Genomic DNA, 16512 nt, shown 5'->3' with positions numbered 1-16512 from the left:
TTGCGGTAACGAAATTGGAAACAAAAAGAGGTCCTGGTGCTCAGTGGGTGCACCGGAAAGACCCGCCCGGGATGTCTACTCCCGGCTGCCCTGCGCACCATCGGCAGGTGGTGTCGTGCTCGATGCGTCCGAGCACTCCTCGGCTTCCTCGATGAGGATGGGCAGCTCTGCTGCGCTGGCGAGCGCGAGCGCTTCGGTGGCCCAGCGGGCCGCGCGCGGATCTTCGGCGGGGAGCTGAGCGGCTGTGCCGATGAGATCGGTGATGATCTGGTGATCGTTGAGCAGTTCGTTGTTGTTCATGACTGGACACCTTCCAAAGGTTCGGATGAGACGTCCTGGACTGACAGGCTGAGTGCTTCTATCAACTTCGCAACACGTAACTGCAGAAACGTTCGCGGGAAAGGCGTGTTGGCGCGCGTATGCAAGGTCGCACGCATCGGCCCCCGGTCAGACGCCAACGTGGGATAGTAGGTGCCATGCCTGTTTCTGAGCTCATTCGTCTCGGTACTGCACGGCCGATAATCCGTTGGGGTGCTCCAGTTCTGCACACTCCAGCCCGTCCGATAACCGATTTCGGCTCGGGGCTTCAGGGATTACTAGCCGATATGTTCGCGACCAACGCTGCTGCTGATGGTGCCGGTCTTGCAGCCCAGCAGATCGGGGTCGATCTGGCGGTATTCATATACGACTGCAATGACGAAACGGGGCGACGGCAGACGGGTGTTGTCTGCAACCCAATCGTCGAACTACCGGAGGGAAATAGTCGGCGGCTCATCGAGTTCGGGGAAGGATGTCTATCACTGCCCGGTGCGTATAGCGATCTCGCCAGGCCCGAATTCTCCACCTGCCGCGGCCAGGACCAGTACGGTGATCCGCTTCAGCTGATCGCCGGTGGCACTCTCGGACGCTGCTTTCAGCATGAGACCGACCACATCAACGGCACAGTATTCGGCGACAGACTTTCGACACGTAGACGCAAGCAGCTCTATCGCGACCACGAGGCGGTTTCCACTCACTACGCAGTGAACTGGCCAGCAACATAACCTGCTGCACCGCAATTATACCGCCCTGAATTTGGGAAGCTGATTTCTCGGTCAACTGCGCCGCATCCAATCCGACTGCACTGGCGCTAGCGGAGCGCCCGCGACGTCGCGCCCGCGCGCCGGACCTCACCCAACTGTCGAAAACTTTCGGCGGTGACGCTTCGCTGTTCCGAAACCGAGGGCTATCGGCTGCTGGTCGTTGTCACCGCGGACACGTAGAACTTGCCCTCGATGTGAAGGATCGAGTGGGAGATCGAGACGACTTCTTGCCCTGATCTTTCGCAGTTGATCGTCGCGAAGGTTGCGGTGTGGTTGGACAGAACTGCGTGCAACTCGGAGAGGGTCTCGAACGGCCCCAGTTCGAGTGTGTACACGTCGTAGCTTGCGATATCCGCCATGGAGGCGACAGTAGCGGCCGTCAGGCTGCGACCATGTCCTGTGCTCGCTGCGGCGCCACTCGATAGTGCGTCTCGTTCGTGAGCATGGCGTAGAGGACGCTGCTGCGACGTCGAGCCAGGCATATCAATGCGGATCGGTGGTTCTTGCCTTCGGCGCGTTTTCGGTCGTAGTAGGCACGGGAGACAGGGTCCTTGAGAGCTGCGAAAGCTGAAAGATACATGGCACGTTTGAGTCTGGCGTTGCCACTGTGTTGTCGATGCTCACCTTTGATCGACGTTCCGGAGCGATGTGTCCGCGGCGCGACCCCGGCGTAGACGGCGAGTGCGCCTGCGTCACGGAATCGGCCGATGTCGGTAATCTCGACGAGCATCGTCACCCCGGTCCGCACCCCCACCCCAGGCAGCGAGGTCAGGATCGGACCCGCCGGGTGTTCGGTCAGGGCGTGTTCGAACCGCGCGGCCAGGTCGCGGCGGGCGACCCGGACGTCGAGCAGCTGACCGGCAAGGTGCTTGATGACCAGATCTGCCTGAGTTGCGCCAGGAACACTTACGGTCTGCTCGGCCAGCGATGCGACGATGCTGTCGACGATCTTCTTCCACAGGCGCGGCGCGAGACCTTCAGCGCACGAGTCCAATTGGCGCCGTGATGCTGCCGCGAACCCCACCGGTCCACCGAACTTCGCGAGCAGACCAGGACCGATCGGGCGGTGCATCTGTGCGCCGATCGCGCGTTCGAGCGCGGGATGGACCGACAACAGGACCGAGCGCAGGCGGTTGATCAGCCGATTCTCGTCGACGGCCAGATCAGCGTCGAATCCGGACAACAGACGCAGACCCTCGACGAGGTCGCTGGACTCTCCGATCGGCAGCAGTGTGTCCGGGAGCGTGCGGGCCGCGTCGGCGATGATGAAGGCATCTTTGGCGTCGGTCTTTCCGTTGCCTGGGTACAAATCCGCGATACGCCTCATCCGCAGTCCGGGCAGGTAAGCGCCCTCGACACCGCAGTCCCGCGCGACCGCTACCGGCAGTGCGCCGATGTTGCGTGGTTGATCGACAACCACCAGCACCTTCCCGTGCCGGCTGAGGTCGGTGAACAGCCTGCGAAGCTCCGCCTCGTCCTGATACACCTCGAGTCCGACGAGACGCTCACCGTCTCGGTTCAAAGCGACGGCGTAGTGACTGGTCTTACCGACGTCGATGCCGCAGAACACCTGGTAGTTAGTGTTGTCCACAGTCTCCCCCAGTTCTTCCGGTTTGTGGTGGTCGTGGCACCGTTCCCGTCACCCACGTTATGCAGACCCGTCGTTGTAGCCATGCCTCTATCAGCGGTGAATCGGTGCCTACCGATCCGGCGGCGTCACTCACCGAGACCTACACAGTGGCCAGTGGACTAGTCAGCCATACCGGATCGGTCGACCAGCCCCCGGCGATCAGGGGCTGGGAAGAAGATAACGGGTGGTCTTTCAACCCCGAAGAGGAGCTTGCGACCGTGGGTTGATTGGACGGCCCCCCGGCATGTAAGGCTTGGGCGACTCGTACGACCAAAATGGTGACCACAAGTGGCGGCCCCGGCGGGGACGTGCGGACGCGTTCACGCGGGCCGAATACTGTTGCACTGCAACGGCTACGGCTACCGCGACCCCTTATGGATGCCAAAGCTATATTGCCTTCTCGGTGCCTATGAGACCGACTGCCGGAAATCGAATACGCCTCGATAGCGGCTCGACTTACCGTGTCGATGAAGAATGCGGATATCGACGCTGGTTACCCTTGTACAGGCGAATGCGGTTGCGCATAGCGAATGTGTCGATGAAAGGTTCCTGCGGCTGTGGCCAAACGAGTGACAACCCAATTGGTGGACGATATCGACGGGTCGGTCATAGACGACGAGTCCGGCGAGACGATCGAGTTCGCGATCAACGGCGTCGAGTACTCGATCGACCTGAAAGCGAAGAACGCGAACGAGTTTCACAAGAAGCTCGACTACTACGTCGGGCATGCGACGCGGGTCGGTGGCCGTAAGCGTAAGCCCTCCCCCGCTGCCGCGTCGACCGCGACAGCGGCCGGCGGATCGGTCAAGCGTGATCCGGAGCAGACGCGGGCGATCCGACAGTGGGCGTTCGACCAGGGTTACGAGATCAGCGAGCGTGGCCGGATTCCGGCCGATATCGAAGAGGCGTACAACGCCGCACACTGACGGGCGGTGAGCCGCCCGCCTCGACCTGAGCGGGCCGGTGGTGGTGCGCCGTGCGGGGGAGCTCGAGTGCTTCTATCTTCTTCACAACTCAGGAGGAGTCGTCGCGACCACCGCCGTCACTCATCAGATCAGCGCGAGCCACTAACACTCCATCTTGGTGGCATCGCCTTGAGAAGTCCGTTGATGTGCTCGACGAGGTCCGCCCATTCGGGGTTGAGGCGACGTGCCTGTTCCAATGTGACGTCGCCGCAACCCCACCGGGTGAGCTGCAGGTTGTATCGGGTCCAGATCGGGTCCATACCCAGGCAGATCGTGACCATCATCGCTCTGGTGAGCTGCGCGGGACTGTCGGGAGGTTGCCTCAAGTGTTCAAGCTCTGAGATGTTGCGCGCCGAGCAGGGAAACACGGTTGATATCTGCTCGGCGAGTCGTCGTTGAGAGAGCAACGGACTGCCGTCTTTGCGTCGACGATGAATCCGGCGTCGCGTCATCTCCAGATAAAAGCCCCAGGGGGTTTCCGGAACGTACGAACTGGGTGGTCTGGGGGTACCAGCGGTTGGGGTCGATGCGCGGGCGTCTTCCATGAACTGTCGAAGGTCAGCAAGGTAGGCCACTTCGTCGGCGACGATTCTCGGTTGTGCATCGAGTTCGCGGCGAAGCTCGTCAACGGAGGCAACGGGTGCCTCGAAATGGTCGAACGCCGCCCTCAGTCTTCCTTGGTCTCCTAGCACGACGTGCCCGGTGATCGCAGCCAAAGTGGCGGTGAAGAAGGCCCCGTGGGAGAGATGTTTGGTGTGCGACACGGCGAGCAACTTGCCACCGCGGTAACGCTGCTCGACATCCTCCACGACGTAGTACGGCGCAGCACAGTGAGCGACCTCGTGCAACAGCACACGGGTCGTCAGCATGGCGGGGTGCAACGAGATAGTCCACCGTGTGGTCTGCGGATGCCCCCACGGACTAGCGAAGGATTCCCTGAGATTGAGATGTTGGTCCTCAGATCCGCCCCCGACTAATTCGATGGGCGGGGTGTTCGAAAAGTGGGACTGCCACCACGAGCTGGATGTCAGGCTGTCGACGAGGGCTTGGCAAGCGTCGATGTCGTCGAGGACCTCGTCTGAACCGACGGCTTGTTCTGCAGAATAGACTCGCCAATCGGACAACCCCTCGTCAAATGGCATTCGATGATCGTAGCGATCACTCTGGGCGCGACACTCGTTGTGCGCGCCCAGCCAGTTCGGCGATACGTGTCGGTGTCTACCTCTACGGTGTCGCGTGTGAGCGAGAGCGACGACATGGGGATAACTCCGGTGCCCGATCGTGTGCTTCACGAGCTCGCCGACGTTCTGGTGGACAGAGTCGATCAACTGCTCGACCGGCTGACCGATCGAGGAATGGCGGCACCGGTGGCCGGATCGCCTACGTGGGAGTCGACGTGGAAGCAGCGGGACACTGCGGTGGGGCATGCCCGCGACCAAGAAAGATCTCGCGTGCGGATCGAATTGACGCGCCTTGCGGTCGCAAAACTCAGCCCGAAGCACGCTGCCGACCTCCACGTCCCAGCTCGACAACGGCAGGTAGTCAGGCCCCGCGCTGCGAACACAGGTCGCAATCGTGTCGACGATGCACAGCTGGCCTTCTTCTGAAGATTGCTCTTGTCCAGCGAGCGCATCTCAGGCCCGGTCGTCAAGTAGCGCGGCATCCCGTGGACCTCACTGGACTACAGCAACTTTCGAGCTCGTAACTAGACTTGCGCAATGGAGACTGCCGAAGTTGCTCTCATAGTCTCGGGCGCGAGTGCTTTCATCACGCTTGGCGGACTGTTCTGGCAGCTCATGCTGTATCGCTTATCAGGCGCGCGGTTGCAGGTTCGACTCATGCCCGGCTACCTGGACAGACATCACACTATCTGCAGAGGAGCCGGGCGGAGTGGCCTCACAGCCAACTTCGAGATGTTCGACGGCCCCGAGGTGTCCAAGATAGGTGTCGAGCTGGCCCTGATCAAGGTCACCAACGTTGGCCGAATTTCCGTGTCAGTCGAGAATATCTCGCTTGATTTCGGGCGCTCCTCATCCTGGCCGTGGAAGAGGGGCCGAAGGAACACCGAGGGACTCGTGGTCCAAGCATACGAGGGCCACGATTCCACGTCGGCTCGACTAGATCCAGGTAGCACCGTTACCGTCATTTTCCCGTTCTGGTCACTCGTCAAGGGGTCCAAGCATCTGACCAGTAAGAGGAACTTCACTGTGCGCGGAAGCGCTACAGCAGCAGGCCGCAGAGCGGAGCTGTCGTCGCGCCGGCTGTCATGGAAGTTGACGCCGCAGTCAGCGTCGCTGTTTGCGGATTCAGGGGAACCTGACGCGGAATTGCGGGCGTATCGGATGTTATGGCACCAGACACGAGATAATGAGGGACGCACGAAATTCGGTTCTCACTGGCACGAGATCAAGACTGCGCTGGACAACGGCGTGAGCGATGACGAGCTGGTGGAGATTTTCGATAATGCTCACCCGGAGGGGGGCGTTTACATCAGCCTCCCTTACGACGTGAGGGCTGCGTACAAGGATGCGGACTTGCGAGAACAGCTTCTACCGCTGGTCTACTAGAACAAAGGGGCAATGCCGATGCCACCGGGGCGGCCGTCATGGGCGCGTTCGAGGGGGAGCGCGACGGGGCTCCTAATCTCTTCGCAACCCCGTGCGCCGGTCTTGCCACGAATTTGACATGAGACCGTCGGCGGCGGTTGTGGGATTCCCGTGCGAGGAGCAGTTAACCTCCTTGGCATGGAACCGTCGACCGCCATCTCATCTGCGGTGTCCGCACGAACTCTCGGTGCACGAGGTTCGCGGTCATTGGTCGGCTCGTCCGACCCCGCCGCAGAGCTGACACCAACAGCTGCCGCAGTGCTGGCGGCCATTCCGGCATGGTGGTCGGCCAGAGCGACGATGGCGGGTCTGAGCGGTGACTGGCTTGATGTTCACTGGGCACTTGACACAGAACCGCCTTTGATCCTGTCCGACGCCCCGCCGCTGGAGCTGGAGTGGGGTCCGCTCACCCCTGAGGCTGTGGGTGCTGCGTACGTCGACTCGCTCGCACCGGAGACCCGGGCGCGTCACGGACGGCATTACACCCCGCATGAACTGGCCGACCAGTTGTGGTCGATGGCGCGTTCCGCGGTTGGCTTCAAGGCACCGCTTCAGCCTCTCCCGGGGCTGGTGCTCGACCCCGCGTGCGGTGCTGGAGCTCTGTTGCTGCCAGCGCTTCGTGAGCATCTTTCAGCGAGCATTGACGGCGGCACCGACGGCCAGGCCGTCTTGAGTGGCCTGTCCAGCGTCATCGAGGGGGTCGACACTGACCCTGCCGCGGTGTGGGTGGCCAACGTGGTGATGGCAGCGGAGATGCTTCCGCTACAGGCACGGATCCCTGAGGAACACCGACGTCCGTTCCCGCTTCTCGCGAAGACGGACGACGGTCTGAGGGAGCGCACCGACAAAGCGCGAATTGTCGTCATGAACCCTCCGTACGGCCGAGTCCGCTTGAGTGCGGAAGATCGCGTGCGCTTTGCTGATTCGCTCTACGGCCACGCCAACCTGTACGGGATCTTCATGGCCGCAGCGGTGCAGTCGATCGACGACAAAGGTGTCGTGGCGGCGCTGGTGCCGACATCGTTCACAGCGGGCAGATACTTCGAGCCGCTCCGACGATTGTTGGCGCAGCGCACACGTCTGCAGGAGATTGCGTTCGTAGCAGACAGATCGGGCGTGTTCACGTCCGTTCTTCAGGAAACCTGTCTGGCAACGTTCACGTCGCGCAAGATTCGTCGTACGACTATTCAGACAATCGGGTCACAGACCACCTATGTTGCGACGGTCGCGACGCCGACCAGCGGTCGGCCCTGGGTACTTCCTCGACGTTCGGACCTCGCGCCCATTGCCGCCGCCGCAGCCGCACTGCCGCTGTCGGTCGCAGCCGCTGGCTGGAAGGTGAGCACAGGCCCTCTGGTGTGGAACCGCAGGAAGGACGATCTTCACGCTCGTCCGGCGAACGATCGTCATGTGGTGTTGTGGGCAGCAGATATCGATGGAGGCGTGCTCCATCGCGATGCTGCTCGCGCCCACATGCGTTATCTCGCAGTCAGATCGCCTGCGGACTCGAAGACAATGCTTACATCTGGCCCTCGCATCCTGGTCCAACGAACCACTGCACCAGAGCAGGTCCGGCGCCTGGTCGCGGCCGAACTGACTCAGGAGCATCTCGACAGCTTCGGCGGCTCGGTGGTCGTGGAGAACCACGTCAACGTCCTCCGACCAGCTACACCTGAGCCACTACTCTCGTCTGCGCTGCTCACGCGACTACTGGCAACCGACACCATGGACAGACTGGTGCGGTGTATCTCGGGATCAGTTGCGTTGTCTGCCTACGAACTCGAATCGGTGGCGTTGCCTGCTGCGGAAGTCCTCGAGCAGTGGGAGTTCTTGTCCGGCGATGCCCTGGAGTCCGCCGTGAAGAGTGTCTACGGATCCGTGGAAGCCACGCCGTGAGACCGATCATCACCGCGTCAGGCGCTACCGAGCGTTTGCTGCTGATCTTCCCCCGGGAAGCATTCGATACAGTGATGTCCAGCCCCCTGGCAGGGGCCGCGGTGTCCGCACTGATCTACGTCGACTCGATCGCGACCGGCAACGACTCCACGACCTTCTGGGCCCGACCCTCGATGGTCACCTGGATGTCCGAAGAGATGCGTATTCGCGACTCCGAAGATGATCGTGTGCAATGGCGCGAGGCAGCCGCGAAGAAGAACAAGGATCTCGTGAAGGTACTCGACGAGTGGGGTGTGTCCACAGCCTCTGGATACGCCGATAACTCACGAGAAACACTGCGAGACGAGACCTTTCGAAAGTGGCGCGAGAACAGCGCGATTCGAGAAAAAGCAGGTGTGCCGAAGAACTCGAGCAAGGGCCGTTGGGCGCTCGAACCGCATTTCGCCGACTTGTTCGACCCCGGTCTTGCCGGAGATCAACTCGTGTCCCAAGTTGTGCAGTGGAGAGAGCGTCACCTTTCCCCGGCCGCCAAACTGAAGGTTCAGTTCGCAGCGCAAGGACGCCAGACTGCGCACGCAGTATCTGTCACACTCCCGAACGGGGCTGGCGTTCGCACATTGGAGTCCGGCAAAGCGTCCCTGATCCTCAAAAGCGTGGTCGAGGAGTGGGCAGCCACGCGACTGACGACACCGTATGTGGTCACGATCAGCGAACCAGGCGACAAGGTGTTCACAGCCGATGCCAAGCTGCTCACCTACCTTCAGATCACGATCAATACGCAGGCGCTCCTACCGGACGCGTTGATTGCTGACGTGGGCGGCGACGATGTCCAGTTCTGGTTTGTCGAAGCCGTCAACACGGACGGTGAAATCAACGAGGCGCGTAAGCAGTCGCTGCTGACGTGGGCGACCAATCAGGGCATCAACCCTGCGCACTGTCACTTCCTGACCGCATTCACCTCCCGAACGGATCCAGCTGCCCGTAAGAGGCTCAAGGACCTTGCCTCGGGAACGTACGCATACTTCGCCGACGAGCCAGGACACGAACTTGCCTGGTATCGGCTAGTCGACGGCACGGATACGTAGGTCGCTTCCTCTTGTTCACGCCGCGATTGCGGTGGGGTTTCCCGAACGGTAGGTCGTACCTCGTTGGAGCATTGCGTAGAGCACGTTGGTGCGACGCCTGGCCAGACAGACCAGTGCCGACCGGTGATCTTTGATTGGGCGCGTTTGTCGGCCACGGTGCGTTGGCGGACGGTCAGGGCGACGCCGACGACGGCGAAGACACCGATGATCAGGTTCACCCATTCTTGAGCGGGCATAGGGGCGTTCCTTCCAGGTGATGGGGTTGCTGCCCCGGTGCCGTTGGGCACCGGGGCGGTTGGGCACAGGCGTGAGGTTCCGCTGACGATGTCGCCTTCGGTCTAGGTGAACCCGTCTCCGAGCGCGAAGCGATAGTCCGCTTGGACCCAAACGGTATCGAAGTGTCCGGCGTCGGTGGGAGTGCCGAGTAGGTCTCGGTTGGCCCCGTTGAGGAAGAACGCGGCTCCGGGCGAGGGCGGGTAGTAGCGGTTGAGGGTGTCGATCAGGGTTTCAACGCTCCTGCACGTCGCGGCCGCGTCGAGCGCTTTGCCGTAGGTGGTCCAGTAGTCGTCGACGTCGATGGTGCTCATGGTGATGGTCTGTGTCGCGGCAGCACGACCGCATGCGTTCACCCGCCGCCGGCTACGGTGATCAACCGCATTCTCCCTTCAGTTAACCAGTTGGACAAACGTTTTCAACACTATCTGCGTCTTGCAGAAGCAAGAAAAACGAACGACGGGAAAACAGTTGAATATGAATGACCTCTCCACTGTCAGCCATTCCAGGGGTGTGCCATCGGATCGTGATTCCTTAGTTCCGGGGAAATCGGTATGGTTGCAAGAGTCTTCCCGGCCGCGCTACACGCCCACTCGGTGGTCACCGAGCCCGCGTTTGCATTCGCTCGCCGGAACCCAAAGTGTGTACCTACCCGGAAGGGCTATGCCATGCCGTCTCCAAACAACTGGCTCCTGATAGATGTGCTGGATCCGCGGCACCCAAGTGTTGTTGCCGTCGGTGCGCGGACCAGAAGCAGAGTTGCACTCAGCTCCTTCATCCGAGCATGGGATCGCGACCTCGTCCTGGCAGCAGTGATGAAAGCGTGCCGCCACGGCACGTCCGTGCACGCCAATTCAGGCTCTCGGGCTGTCGCAGTGGACCCGATTGCCGACGAAGTCACCGGTCTAGTTCACGGAGTATGGCTGCGAGTCACCCACCGGTCTGCGGATCCGATCGATCGACCATCAGCATGGGCCTTCGAATGGAACCTCGACACTGGAGTAGCAAGGCGATGCGCAATAGTCAGCGACACCGAGACATGGGCGGAGCTCGGAGTCGAGCAGAACAGGCCGATCTCCGACGGGCTGGCAAAACTCGACCTCGGTTCCACGACAGCGTCCATCCTCGCGAACCTCGTCTCGGGTAGCCACGGCACGTTGGTGCAGCAGACTGCAGTCGAACAACGGCCGTTTGGCGGCCCCCGGACAATCCAGTTCACCGCGCGCTTCGTGACCGAGCCAACGAACAGCTCAGACCGAACTGGCAATCGACTAGTCCGCGGAATTTCAGTTGATTTGGGGGCCGTTCAGACGTGTGAACATGCCGGACTCCAAGCCTCAAGCCTTGGCGATCGGATCGCACTGTCTCTGACCAGTCCACGCGAATACCGTGCGATCGCAGACCCCGATTCGCTGAGGCTGCTCTACTGGTACGGCGATGCACCAGAAGACATCGCTTGGCGCAACGCACACGTCGTCGGTGCCAAACCCGTGCTCCACCCTGAGGACGCAATTCACGCAGCGGTCACAGCAAAGCTGTTGAAGAGTTCGCCCTTCGGAACGACTAGAAAACTGAACCTGCGATTTCTCACATATCAAGATGGCTACACCCCCATCAGTGTGACCGCCCGTGCCATAGACCTCGACGACAGATCACGCGCCCTTCTATTGACCTTGCACCCGAAAACGGACGAATAAGCCGAATCCGTTGCCAAGGGCAGAAGATCTTGATACGTTCAGGGCACGCTCAACGAGCGCCTGAGGTGAGCACCCTGTCGTAGTCGGGGCACCCTCCACGTCCAAATCGGACGCATCATCTCCTACCGTGTCGTCGCACAGAGGGCAGTGTCATAACTTGGCCTGCCACCAAGCGCAACGCGGTCAGTACATTCATGCGAGGAATCCTATGAGCGACGCATCTCAAACTCTTCTGGGCATACAGAGGCACCACTGCGACAGGTGCGCGAAATAGGGAACTCATCTTCGACTAAGCCGACCACAAGGTCGGAGCAAACGACACAAACCTCGTGAGTGCGACAGTCGCTCGCAGTATTCGCACTGTTCTGCCCACTGCCACCACGGAAGCAACCAGAAATTCCCGAACTCACACCTCTGGGTGACACCTGTCTGGTGAAGACTAACGAAGGAATACCAATGAGCACAGAAGACGCGCGAACCGAATTGCGGCAGCAACTTTTTGCAATATTGTCTGAAGTCGCTGGCGGAGTGCTGGATAATCAGGTCATCGAGGGCGATACGGAGTTTCCCGATACAGGAATGAGCTCGATCGAGTACCTGGCTCTAATCGAAAAGATAGAAACAAAACTCGATGTATTCATCGACCTCGAGGAAAACGAGGAACTGACGAGCGTCGACAAGTTCTGCGATTACCTTCTCGAACAAGTTCCTACTTCGTGAGATTAGAAACAATACACCGCTGATTGCACATCTCTCGTACCCAATTTGCCGGTCCGATACCCAGACCAGCGAGCCCGCGTCTTCCAAACATGTAAGAGGTCCCCGGTACCGTGAACTCAAAGACCTTTGGCTGTTTCCTGCCCCCCTTCCATGACCCCGCTGTCAGCCCAGCCGCATCACTTCAGCGTGATATCGAACTCTGCACCGTTGCAGATGATCTGGGATTCGACGAGCTGTGGCTCGGCGAGCACCACTCCAGCGGTTGGAGCACGCTCAGCGCTCCGGAACTCTTCATTGCAGCGGTTGCACGCGAAACTCGACGGATTCGTTTTGCGACTGGCGTAATACCGCTCCCCTACCACCATCCACTCCACGTTGCAGAGCGCATGGTACTTCTCGATCATCTCACCGCTGGTCGAGCAATCCTAGGATGCGGGACAGGAACGTACGTTCACGATATGGAAATGATCGGGGTAGATTCAACCACCCTTCGGGATCACTTTCGCGCCGCTCTAGAAACCGTACAAGCGTTGTTAGACGGTGAAACGGTGGACATTACAACACCGTGGTTTACTGCCAAAAAAGCGGTACTCCAACTCCGACCTCACAGAGGCCCCATCGAAACTGTAGTTGCATCTTCGCTCAGCGACGACGGTATCGAACTTCTCACGGACACCGCGACTACCCCGACCGTGCACATAGTACCGCCATGGGGCGCAATCCGACCTGGAATGGACTCCGATCCAATCGGTTCACTGATCGAACGTATCGAGTCTTACCGAAACAAATCCGTTGGTGAAACCCGTATTCGGTGCAACGTCTTCGTACACGTTGCCGACTCGCCAGCCACAGGCATTGAAGAGATCTTGTCTGGGTTCTCTGCACTACGTCGCGGTTTGTATCGCAATACACTGGGCATGCCTATTCCAGACTCGTCGGTCGCACATCGAAAGACGCTGGAAAGACTGGTCGATGCGGGCGGATTCATAATCGGAGATGCCGCGACCTGCACGGCTCAGATACGCGAGCTGGCTGATCGCATCGGCGACCCGGTAACACTCAACTTTTTTGTCCCCAGGTGGATATCACATAGGGGCACTCTCGATCAGTTGACGACTATCGCACACGAGATAATCCCTGCCCTGTTCAATGGATTCGACGGGATCGAGGAGTCCATGAGGCTCACATCGGAAGACGCGGGTCGCCAATTGAAAGCTCGGACCGAAATCGACGGCAATGGAGGCAGCAAATGAGTTCCGCTGGAGTGCGTTTGGATTTCAGTTCGGATGAATTCCTGGCCGACCCATGGCCAATCTACAAAGAGCTTCGTAGGGAAGAACCGGTGCACTGGTCGACCGCATTCAGCGCTTTCCTGGTCACAAGGTATGAGGACGTCCACGCCCTCCTATCCGACCGACAGGTAATCAGTGGATTTCCGATGCGCAGTAGTCGTCGACTGTTCGGCCGAACGTTGCTGGACGTCGACGGCCCCCGACATCGCGACCTACGAAAGTTGTTCATGCCGCTGTTCGCGGGCGGTTCGGTCAAAAGATTGCGCAACGAGATACTGATTCCTGCTGTGGATCAAGTACTCGACTCGATCGCGGACGAAATGGGCTCCGCCGGTGAGGTCGACGTCGAGTTCATGGAACGTGTTGCTGTCGGGGTGCCCTACGCGATGGTCACGCGGCTTTTCGGGCTGCCTCCCGAAGATGCAGCCTGGCTTCGACCTCGGGTTCTTCCGCTGGCCGGTGCGATCGAGTTCCCAGCGACTTCGTTGGACGCGGCGCTCACGGCCAAGGCAGAGCTGATCGACCACTTGAAGAACGCGCTGGCCAACCGCCAGAATGGCGATCGGATGCCGTTCCTTGATCTGGTGTTTCCCCCAGGTCAACCTGTCGACGAGGATCTCCTGGGTACGGCTACTCTCTTTCTGCTTGCCGGAACCGAAACCAGCGTCGCCACCATCGGCAAGATCATGTACGCGGTACTCGCTCACAACGTCGATCTGCAGGCATTGGCAGACCCCGAATACCGAACTCAGGTGATCCGCGAGACGCTACGGTGGGAGCCGCCGAGCCACACGATTCTCAGGTACGCTTCCGCTGACCTGACCATTCGTGGCGTGGACGTTCCGCGACGGTCCGCACTATTGCTCTCGCTGGGTTCTGCCAGCCGTGACGAGAGAGCGTTCGAAGACCCTGACGAATGGCGTCCGGCTCGGAATGATCAGAAGATGCTGGCCTTCTCAGCTGGTCCGCACACGTGCCTCGGCATTCAGCTGGCACTCGCCGAGTTCGACACGCTATTCGAGCGGATGTCGCTCCGCTTCGGTGGAGTTCACCGCAGTGGTTCCCTGGACGGCGTCCGGCCAGGCTTTTGGCGACTGAGAGAGCGGGGCCACATCTTCCGACGCCCAGACCACCTCCAGGTTCGGTTCGATCGACGAGTCGCCGAGAGCGACAATGTCAGCGCCTAATGTGCAGACCGCTCACTACGATCTGACAGCCGAACTCGAAGACGTGTCCGTGCCGGACCAGACGGCTCTAGTCGTAGCTGCATTCGCGGTGACGCTCTGCCGCTGGACTGGTACAGCGTTCACCACCATCTCATGTGACGGTAGGGCAGTCCGACTCGAAGTCGACGATCACTCTCGCATCGATGAGTTTCTGACGAGCGTTTGCACCGCCGTCGATGATCAAAACGGAACTATCGACCTCGCCATTACCTCTTCCTCCGGCGATCCGAGGTCCGGGGAAGTCCGATTCAACGTCGCCGTGCCGTATTCCGAACACGGATTTATCACCGATGTGGCGACTGCGGTGAACGAGCTCTCACTCCTCACGGAGGGCTACCTCCACGACGTGCGTTGCATTGCACCTGAACGACGCCGAATACTGCACACCCTCGTCGGAGCTGATTGCCCTCCGGTCGATATCGTCAGCCTGTTCTTTCAGCAGGTGAAGGACCGTCCAGAGGCTGTTGCAGTCCGAGACACGCAGATGCAGCTGACCTACACGCAGCTCGCAAGTGCATCCTCACAGTTCGCTGATGCGCTCAGAAAAGCTGGAGTCCAACCCATGGATACCGTGCTTGTCGCGATCCGCAGGTCAGTAGGCGAAGTGGTGGCGCTACTCGCGACCCTCCGTATCGGAGCTGCGTACGCGGGGTTCGATGACGACGCACCAGAACAGCGTTTGTCTCGGATCGTGCAACGGCTTGCGCCCGCGGCCGCTGTGGTCGACGCTGCTACCAGCAATCATCCTGCTTTGCGAGGGGTCACCCGCGTCGAAGCATGGGAGCCCGTCCAACATGGCGACATACCCTTTGACTACTCATCCTTCGAGCCTGCCCCTCAGGACCCCCGGCGCACGGCATACATCGCATTTACCTCTGGGTCGACCGGCGAACCAAAGGGAGTTGTGGTTCCACACCGTGCGGTTACCCGGCTCGCTCTCACACCTGAGCTGCAGGTGCTCCCCGGCGACCGGGTGCTACGCATGGCACCGTTGGCATTCGATGCGTCGACGTACGAAATCTGGGCCACCTTGCTCAACGGTGCGACACTCGAAGTCTTCCCGGGTCGAATTCCGACGGTCGGAAGGCTCGAAACGTTCTTTCGCGAACGGAGAATCTCCGTGGCCTGGCTGACCGCAAGTCTATTTCGTCTTGTTGTAGATTCTCGACCCCAAATACTCAGTGGCCTACGCTGGCTGTTGAGTGGAGGTGAGGTCGTACCGCACAAAACTGCGGCACAGGCGCTCGGCATGCATCCTGGGCTGACTATCACCAACGGTTATGGACCCACAGAGAACACCACCTTCACAACTACGTACACAGTTCGGGACAGTGCAGAAATCGACGGGCCGCTGCCGATCGGTAAACCGATAGGCGGGTCCACGGTCTACGTCCTCGACCAGGGCTTTCGCCTCGTCCCTCCAGGTGCAATCGGCGAGCTGTACGCCGCAGGATCAGGTCTCGCCGATTCGTATCTCGGCGATGAACTCGAGACTGCCAAACGGTTCGGCTACTTTTCGCCTGACATCGACGAGCGTCTATACCGGACAGGCGACCTCGTCCGGATCAACCCGCATGGTGACTTGGTCTTTCTTGGACGCGCGGACAAGCAGGTAAAACTCCACGGGCATCGCATCGAGACCGACGAGATCTGCTCGGCTCTTATTCAGCACCCAGATATCCGCGATGCTGTGGTTGTCGTTGCGCAAGAACCGGATCAAAGCATGCAACTCGTCGCGGCCATCATTGTGCACCCGAGCGCTGATGTCGACCCCCAAGCGTGGCGATCGCATCTCTCGCATGTCCTTCCCAGCTATGCGATACCTCCACTGTGGGTGGTGGTCGACGAGATTCCGTTGACCCGCAACGGAAAAATTGACGAACAAGCTCTGATCAATTCCTCGAAACGACCAAATTCGATGGGCTCATACGGCGGCGTTCTGGCCGGCCGCGAATCCTGAACGTCGATCAACCTTACCGACGCAAGACCATCTGCACACCAAGCTGACGTGTAGTCCACAAGCTTTCAATTTAGGAGGAC

At 60.1% G+C, this 16512-nt stretch carries 16 protein-coding genes; 11 read left to right on the top strand and 5 right to left on the bottom strand.

Annotated features, from left to right (window positions below; genetic code table 11):
- Positions 1-75 precede the first annotated feature (75 nt).
- Positions 76-300, bottom strand: coding sequence for a hypothetical protein (locus CH292_RS28175; protein WP_032406395.1), 225 nt, complete (start codon positions 298-300; stop codon positions 76-78).
- Between the two features lie 176 nt (positions 301-476).
- Between CH292_RS28175 and def the strand changes: the two genes are divergently transcribed.
- Entirely contained in the window at positions 477-1043 is a 567-nt protein-coding gene (gene def, locus CH292_RS28170; protein WP_072692221.1) for a peptide deformylase, read from the top strand.
- A 182-nt stretch (positions 1044-1225) separates the two neighbouring features.
- Here def and CH292_RS28165 read toward each other — a convergent pair whose 3' ends face one another.
- Together CH292_RS28165 and CH292_RS28160 are read right to left on the bottom strand one after the other, a co-directional pair.
- Positions 1226-1441, bottom strand: coding sequence for a hypothetical protein (locus CH292_RS28165; RefSeq protein WP_032406394.1), 216 nt, complete (start codon positions 1439-1441; stop codon positions 1226-1228).
- Positions 1442-1461: 20 nt separating this feature from the next.
- Positions 1462-2685: an IS110 family transposase gene (locus CH292_RS28160; RefSeq protein ID WP_143545839.1), complete on the bottom strand. Its 1224-nt coding sequence runs from the start codon at positions 2683-2685 to the stop codon at positions 1462-1464.
- 584 nt (positions 2686-3269) lie between these two features.
- On the opposite strand from CH292_RS28160, the gene CH292_RS28155 reads away from it, so the two are divergent.
- Positions 3270-3638, top strand: a complete 369-nt coding sequence (locus tag CH292_RS28155) for an Lsr2 family protein (protein ID WP_042940532.1) — start codon at positions 3270-3272, stop codon at positions 3636-3638.
- 128 nt (positions 3639-3766) lie between these two features.
- Here the strand turns inward: CH292_RS28155 and CH292_RS28150 are convergent, their stop codons facing one another.
- Positions 3767-4546 (bottom strand): hypothetical protein, encoded by a 780-nt coding sequence (locus tag CH292_RS28150; RefSeq protein WP_143545840.1) that lies wholly within the window; start codon positions 4544-4546, stop codon positions 3767-3769.
- A 369-nt stretch (positions 4547-4915) separates the two neighbouring features.
- On the opposite strand from CH292_RS28150, the gene CH292_RS28145 reads away from it, so the two are divergent.
- The 4 genes from CH292_RS28145 (at position 4916) to CH292_RS28130 (ending at position 9264) form a co-directional block, all read left to right on the top strand.
- The gene (locus CH292_RS28145) at positions 4916-5284 is read left to right on the top strand and encodes a hypothetical protein (protein ID WP_143545841.1); all 369 of its coding nucleotides are present in this window, start codon (positions 4916-4918) and stop codon (positions 5282-5284) included.
- A 111-nt stretch (positions 5285-5395) separates the two neighbouring features.
- Positions 5396-6244 (top strand): hypothetical protein, encoded by an 849-nt coding sequence (locus CH292_RS28140; RefSeq protein ID WP_094656328.1) that lies wholly within the window; start codon positions 5396-5398, stop codon positions 6242-6244.
- A gap of 177 nt (positions 6245-6421) precedes the next feature.
- Complete coding sequence (locus CH292_RS28135; RefSeq protein ID WP_094656329.1) at positions 6422-8179, top strand: Eco57I restriction-modification methylase domain-containing protein; 1758 nt, start codon at positions 6422-6424, stop codon at positions 8177-8179.
- On the top strand, positions 8176-9264 hold the full coding sequence (locus CH292_RS28130) for a BsuBI/PstI family type II restriction endonuclease (protein WP_256978609.1): 1089 nt from the start codon (positions 8176-8178) through the stop codon (positions 9262-9264). Before CH292_RS28135 ends, CH292_RS28130 begins: the two co-directional genes overlap by 4 nt.
- Before the next feature lie 338 nt (positions 9265-9602).
- On the opposite strand, the gene CH292_RS28125 is transcribed toward CH292_RS28130, so the two are convergent.
- The gene (locus CH292_RS28125) at positions 9603-9851 is read right to left on the bottom strand and encodes a hypothetical protein (RefSeq protein WP_143545842.1); all 249 of its coding nucleotides are present in this window, start codon (positions 9849-9851) and stop codon (positions 9603-9605) included.
- Between the two features lie 240 nt (positions 9852-10091).
- Here CH292_RS28125 and CH292_RS28120 point away from each other — a divergent pair, with 240 nt between their 5' ends.
- From CH292_RS28120 to CH292_RS28100, 5 genes are all read left to right on the top strand, one after another.
- Positions 10092-11234 (top strand): GAF domain-containing protein, encoded by a 1143-nt coding sequence (locus tag CH292_RS28120; RefSeq protein WP_143545843.1) that lies wholly within the window; start codon positions 10092-10094, stop codon positions 11232-11234.
- Between the two features lie 456 nt (positions 11235-11690).
- Complete coding sequence (locus CH292_RS28115) at positions 11691-11954, top strand: acyl carrier protein (protein ID WP_094656332.1); 264 nt, start codon at positions 11691-11693, stop codon at positions 11952-11954.
- Between the two features lie 110 nt (positions 11955-12064).
- Complete coding sequence (locus CH292_RS28110) at positions 12065-13207, top strand: LLM class flavin-dependent oxidoreductase (protein WP_094656333.1); 1143 nt, start codon at positions 12065-12067, stop codon at positions 13205-13207.
- A 185-nt stretch (positions 13208-13392) separates the two neighbouring features.
- The gene (locus CH292_RS28105) at positions 13393-14433 is read left to right on the top strand and encodes a cytochrome P450 (RefSeq protein WP_179278120.1); all 1041 of its coding nucleotides are present in this window, start codon (positions 13393-13395) and stop codon (positions 14431-14433) included.
- 1 nt (position 14434) lies between these two features.
- Positions 14435-16432 (top strand): amino acid adenylation domain-containing protein, encoded by a 1998-nt coding sequence (locus CH292_RS28100; protein ID WP_179278121.1) that lies wholly within the window; start codon positions 14435-14437, stop codon positions 16430-16432.
- The last annotated feature ends 80 nt before the right edge of the window (positions 16433-16512 follow it).

Source organism: Rhodococcus sp. 14-2470-1a, assembly GCF_002259425.1.
GTDB lineage: Bacteria > Actinomycetota > Actinomycetes > Mycobacteriales > Mycobacteriaceae > Rhodococcoides > Rhodococcoides fascians_E.
Note: the sequence above shows the minus strand (reverse complement) of the source record. Positions and strands in the feature narration are given on the sequence as shown.

Coding starts and splice junctions, on each gene's coding strand:
- CH292_RS28165 (WP_032406394.1), bottom strand. CDS start 1,441: ATGGCGGATATCGCAAGCTACGACGTGTACACACTCGAACTGGGGCCG.
- CH292_RS28175 (WP_032406395.1), bottom strand. CDS start 300: ATGAACAACAACGAACTGCTCAACGATCACCAGATCATCACCGATCTC.
- CH292_RS28150 (WP_143545840.1), bottom strand. CDS start 4,546: ATGCTGACGACCCGTGTGCTGTTGCACGAGGTCGCTCACTGTGCTGCG.
- CH292_RS28135 (WP_094656329.1), top strand. CDS start 6,422: ATGGAACCGTCGACCGCCATCTCATCTGCGGTGTCCGCACGAACTCTC.
- CH292_RS28115 (WP_094656332.1), top strand. CDS start 11,691: ATGAGCACAGAAGACGCGCGAACCGAATTGCGGCAGCAACTTTTTGCA.
- def (WP_072692221.1), top strand. CDS start 477: ATGCCTGTTTCTGAGCTCATTCGTCTCGGTACTGCACGGCCGATAATC.
- CH292_RS28140 (WP_094656328.1), top strand. CDS start 5,396: ATGGAGACTGCCGAAGTTGCTCTCATAGTCTCGGGCGCGAGTGCTTTC.
- CH292_RS28120 (WP_143545843.1), top strand. CDS start 10,092: ATGGTTGCAAGAGTCTTCCCGGCCGCGCTACACGCCCACTCGGTGGTC.
- CH292_RS28105 (WP_179278120.1), top strand. CDS start 13,393: ATGCGCAGTAGTCGTCGACTGTTCGGCCGAACGTTGCTGGACGTCGAC.
- CH292_RS28125 (WP_143545842.1), bottom strand. CDS start 9,851: ATGAGCACCATCGACGTCGACGACTACTGGACCACCTACGGCAAAGCG.